This is a genomic window from Methyloceanibacter sp., assembly GCF_051306395.1.
Lineage (GTDB): Bacteria > Pseudomonadota > Alphaproteobacteria > Rhizobiales > Methyloligellaceae > Methyloceanibacter.
On sequence record NZ_JBPPND010000089.1, the window covers coordinates 1 to 4,087 of the forward strand.

At 63.4% G+C, this 4,087-nt stretch carries 3 protein-coding genes; 1 reads left to right on the forward strand and 2 read right to left on the reverse strand.

Annotated elements, in window-relative coordinates; all coding sequences use genetic code 11:
* The coding region (pstS, locus tag ACSLE4_RS05210) for a phosphate ABC transporter substrate-binding protein PstS (RefSeq protein ID WP_435903418.1) at positions 1-822 on the reverse strand (822 nt) is incomplete at its 3' end.
* Between the two features lie 406 nt (positions 823-1,228).
* Between pstS and ACSLE4_RS05215 the strand changes: the two genes are divergently transcribed.
* Positions 1,229-2,572 carry an IS1380 family transposase gene (locus tag ACSLE4_RS05215; protein WP_435903419.1) on the forward strand — a complete coding sequence of 448 codons (1,344 nt, stop codon included), beginning with the start codon at positions 1,229-1,231 and terminating at the stop codon, positions 2,570-2,572.
* Between the two features lie 195 nt (positions 2,573-2,767).
* Here the strand turns inward: ACSLE4_RS05215 and ACSLE4_RS05220 are convergent.
* A protein-coding gene (locus tag ACSLE4_RS05220) for an IS630 family transposase (RefSeq protein ID WP_435903420.1) occupies positions 2,768-3,710 on the reverse strand; the annotation gives its coding sequence in 2 pieces (ribosomal slippage) (positions 2,768-3,373 and positions 3,375-3,710; 942 coding nt in all).
* Between the last annotated feature and the right edge of the window lie 377 nt (positions 3,711-4,087).

Consider the following 4,087-nt stretch of genomic DNA (forward strand, 5'->3'; position numbering starts at 1 on the left):
CGGCCAAGACTGGTCGCCGGGCTGGTTGGCCAGGATGACGCCGTAGCCAGGCTGCGACTTCCAGTCGGCATTGGCGGCCGCAGCCTGGAAGGTGGCAGAACTCGGCGCCACCGTCTTGCCCGCCTTGTTGATCATGTTGGTGTGGGTGAGCTTGTTCTGCTTGGCGTAGGCGAATTCGACATAGCCGATCGAGCCCTTGGTCTGCGCGACGTTGTTGGCAACGCCTTCGTTGCCCTTGGCGCCGATGCCGACCGGCCATTGCAGCGCGGTGTTCACACCGACCTTGGCTTTCCACTCAGGGCTGATGTCGGCCAAGTAGTAAGCGAAGTTGTAGGTCGTGCCCGAGCCGTCGGACCGGCGCACCGGCACGATCGCCTGCTTGGGCAGCTTGGTGTTCGGGTTGAGCTTGGCAATGGCAGGATCGTCCCAGCTCTTGATCCCGCCCATGTAGATCTTGGCAATCGTCGGGCCGTCCAGCGTGAGCTCGCCCGGCTTTACGCCTTCGAGGTTCACCACCGGCACGATGGCGCCCATCACCATCGGAAACTGCGCCAGGCCGGACTCCTCCAGCTCCTTGCCCGGCAGCGGCGCATCGGAAGCGCCGAAGGCCACGGTCTTGGCCTTGATCTGCTTGATGCCGCCGCCCGACCCGATCGACTGGTAGTTGAGCCCGTTGCCGGTCTCCTTCTTGTAGGCATCAGCCCACTTGGCATAGATCGGATAGGGGAAAGTGGCGCCGGCGCCCGAGATGTCGATGGCGTGGGCGGCCGTCGAAGAGAAAGCGATTGCGGCTGTCGCCAATGCAATCCTAGCAATGTTCATGGGAAATCCTCTTGTTGAATTCGAAGCGTCACTCCACTAGGAGGCGCACGTCACTGTCCTATGACGGTTACGTGACACTCTGATGACAGAGCGCGGCCAGCCTGAGGATCAAAAGCCGCACCCCCGGATTCGAGCGCTATTTCAAGGATTTGAGCGGGTTCGGCCGGCGTGGCGGAACCAGCGACGAAGCCTCACTGGGTCCCTCGGAAAGTTCAGTTCGGGAGCGGACCCTGCCGGGTTTCGGCTGGTCGCGCCGCTCCGATTGGCAATTCGGACAATTGCGCGACTTTCGCTAGCCCATCTTATTCATCGTAAAGGCGACGGATGTAGCGCGAAGCCGCGATTTGATTGAAGATTCTGGTTACGACGCCAAACCATCGATCGATCGAGGAGCGCCACACCCGTCATGAGCTACGATACTGTACTTCCCTTCGATCTTCCATCTGTTGGGCGCAAGAAGGTGAGCGTTGCGTTCGACGGCGGACGTCTGTCGTCGGATGCCGGGGTGCTATTGCTGCGCGTGGCGGAGCGGAAGCTTGGGCTGGCGTCGCGGCTGGCGGGTTGCCTGCGCGACAAGCGCGATCCCGATCTGATCGAGCACACGCTCGAGGAGATGCTTCGGCTGCGCATGTTTGCGATCGCGGCGGGCTACGAGGACGCCGACGACTGTGACGCGCTGCGGCACGACCCTGTGTTCAAGATGGCTGTGGGTCGGCTGCCGGAGAGCGGCCAGCCGCTGTGCTCGCAGCCGACGATGTCGCGGCTGGAGAACGCGCCGTCGAAGATCGAGCTGGCCCGCCTGATGGCGGCGATGGTGGACCTGTTCTGCGAGAGCTATCGTCGGCCGCCGGCGTCGATCGTGCTGGACATCGACGACACCTGCGACACGGTGCACGGCCATCAGCAGCTGTCGCTGTTCAACGCCTACTACGACGAGCGCTGCTTTCTGCCGATCCACATCTACGAGGGCAACAGCGGCAAGCCGGTGGCGATGATCCTGCGGTCAGGCAAGACGCCGTCGGGTGTGGAGGTGCGCTGTGTGCTCAAGCACGTGGTCAAGCGCATCCGCCGGCACTGGCCGAGGACCCACATCGTGGTGCGCGGCGATTCGCACTACGGCCGGGTCGAGGCGATGGCGTGGTGCGAGAAAACCCCCGGTGTTGACTATGTTCTGGGCTTCGCCAGCAATGCGGTGCTGAAGGCCCTGACCGATCGGCAGGCCCAGGCGCTGACCTGCGCGCGCTCCCGCTCGGGCGACGACAAGCTGCGCCGCTTCATGAGCTTCGACTATGCCGCCAAGGGCTGGGACAGGCCGCGCCGCTTTGTCGCCCGCATCGAGGCCACGGCCAACGGCGTCGATGTGCGCTACGTCGTGTCCTCGCTCGAGCTCGACGCCAAGCAGCTCTACGAGACGACCTACTGCGCGCGCGGCACCAGCGAGAACTTCATCAAGTGGCACAAGAGCCAACTCGCCTCCGACCGAACCTCATGCCGCAAGCCTGAGGCCAACCAGTTCCGCCTCATCCTCCACACCGCCGCCTACTGGCTCTTGCTCGCCATTCGCCAGGCCGCCCCCAAGCGGTCGGCTCTCGCCAGCGCCGAGTTCGCCACCTTGCGCCTGCATCTGATCAAGATCGCCGCCCGCGTCATCGAAGGCCTCGCCCGCATTCGCATCCACCTGCCCTCGGCCTGTCCCAACGCCGCCGTCTTGCGCGCCATCGCCGGACGCCTGTGCGCCGCAGGGCCATAGCCGACGCGGCTCCCGCGCCGCGCCCAAGCCCCCTCTCGCAACCTCCCAACCAACAAACTCCAACACACTCGACCCGTGTCGTCCAAAACCGCACGGGCGATGCCTCGTGGCCCAACCCGGCATCACGAACTGGCCGATCGAATCGCGCTGCTACGATGAATAAGATGGGCTAGAGCAGTTTCCGTTTGATATGGATCACGCCGCGTATCCGGCATGTCGAAAGTAGTTTGCGCACTGCTTGGGTGCAAAGGTTTTGAGAAGCTTGCCGATCAGCTTCATCAGCGCCTTTACGGTGCGTGCTGCGCCCTTGCGCAGAGCGGTCTTGAGCTTCGAGAATGCCATTTCGATCGGATTGAGGTCGGGTGAATAGGCCGGCAGATAGCGCACCTTGGCGCCAACAGCTTCGATCGCCTGGCGAACGCCGTCGATCTTGTGGGTGCGCAGATTGTCCATGAAGACGATGTCGCGTTTGCGCAGCGTCGGCGCGAGGACCTGCTCAACATAAGCGAGGAACGACGGCCCATCCATCGCGCCGTCAATGACATACGGCGCGGTCAGGCCATTGATGCGCAGCGCGGCAACCAGCGTCAGCGTCTTCCAATGGCCGTGCGGCACGCTGGCAACAAGACGCTCGCCACGCGGTGAGCGGCCACGATGGCGGACCATCTTGGTCGTGACCGCCGTCTCGTCGATGAACACGAGGCGCGGCGCATCAAGCTCGGATTGCTCGGCCTTCAGCTCGGCACGAGCGGCAGCGACATCGGGGCGATCCTGTTCAGCGGCGTGCAGAGTTTTTTTTAAACGTGATGTCGTGGCGCTCGTAGAAGCGCCACACCGAGGTCGTCCCGGTTTTCAGCCGCTTCTCCGATTTGAGCCGCGCGCGAATCTCTTCAAGCGTCAAGTCGGGCTCCGCTGCCACTAGATCAAGCAGCCATTGGCGATACGCCTCGAGCGGTGAGCGGCTGTGGCCGGTGCCGGGCAATGCCGCCACGCTGCCGGTCGTCGTCCAGCGCTCGATCCACCGGATCGCTGTCGAGGCGCCGAGACCGAGCACGCGGGCGGCTTCCCGCCTGCTCTCGCCGTCTTCGACCAGCGCCACCGCCCGTGCCCTCAGGTCTATCGAGTATCTCTTCGCCACTCATGCCTCCGTCGTTGCCATCGGAGCACACAGAATCTCATTTGCCAGCCTGGGAGAACCTTTTTTGAAATTCTCCGATTCAAAGTAGGCGGAAACCGCTCTAGGTGAAAGCCGCGCCTTGCCGTGCTCGCGATTGAGACGGGCTTGCCGGCCGGATGCGCGGCGGCTCGTTCTGATGGTAGGGCGTGTCCGCCGGTTCCGGCATACAGCCGCGAGTTCTTTGTGCGGGCGGTAGCCCGCTTGTTTCCGCCACTGCGTCAACTCGGTTTTCGCGCCAAAAAGGCATATCCGTAAACTGCGAAGAGTCGTGCCTTATGCTCACCGCTAGCGCCCTTGAAGGTGTCGACGGGCGGGCCGATCTGGACGTCGACGAAGCC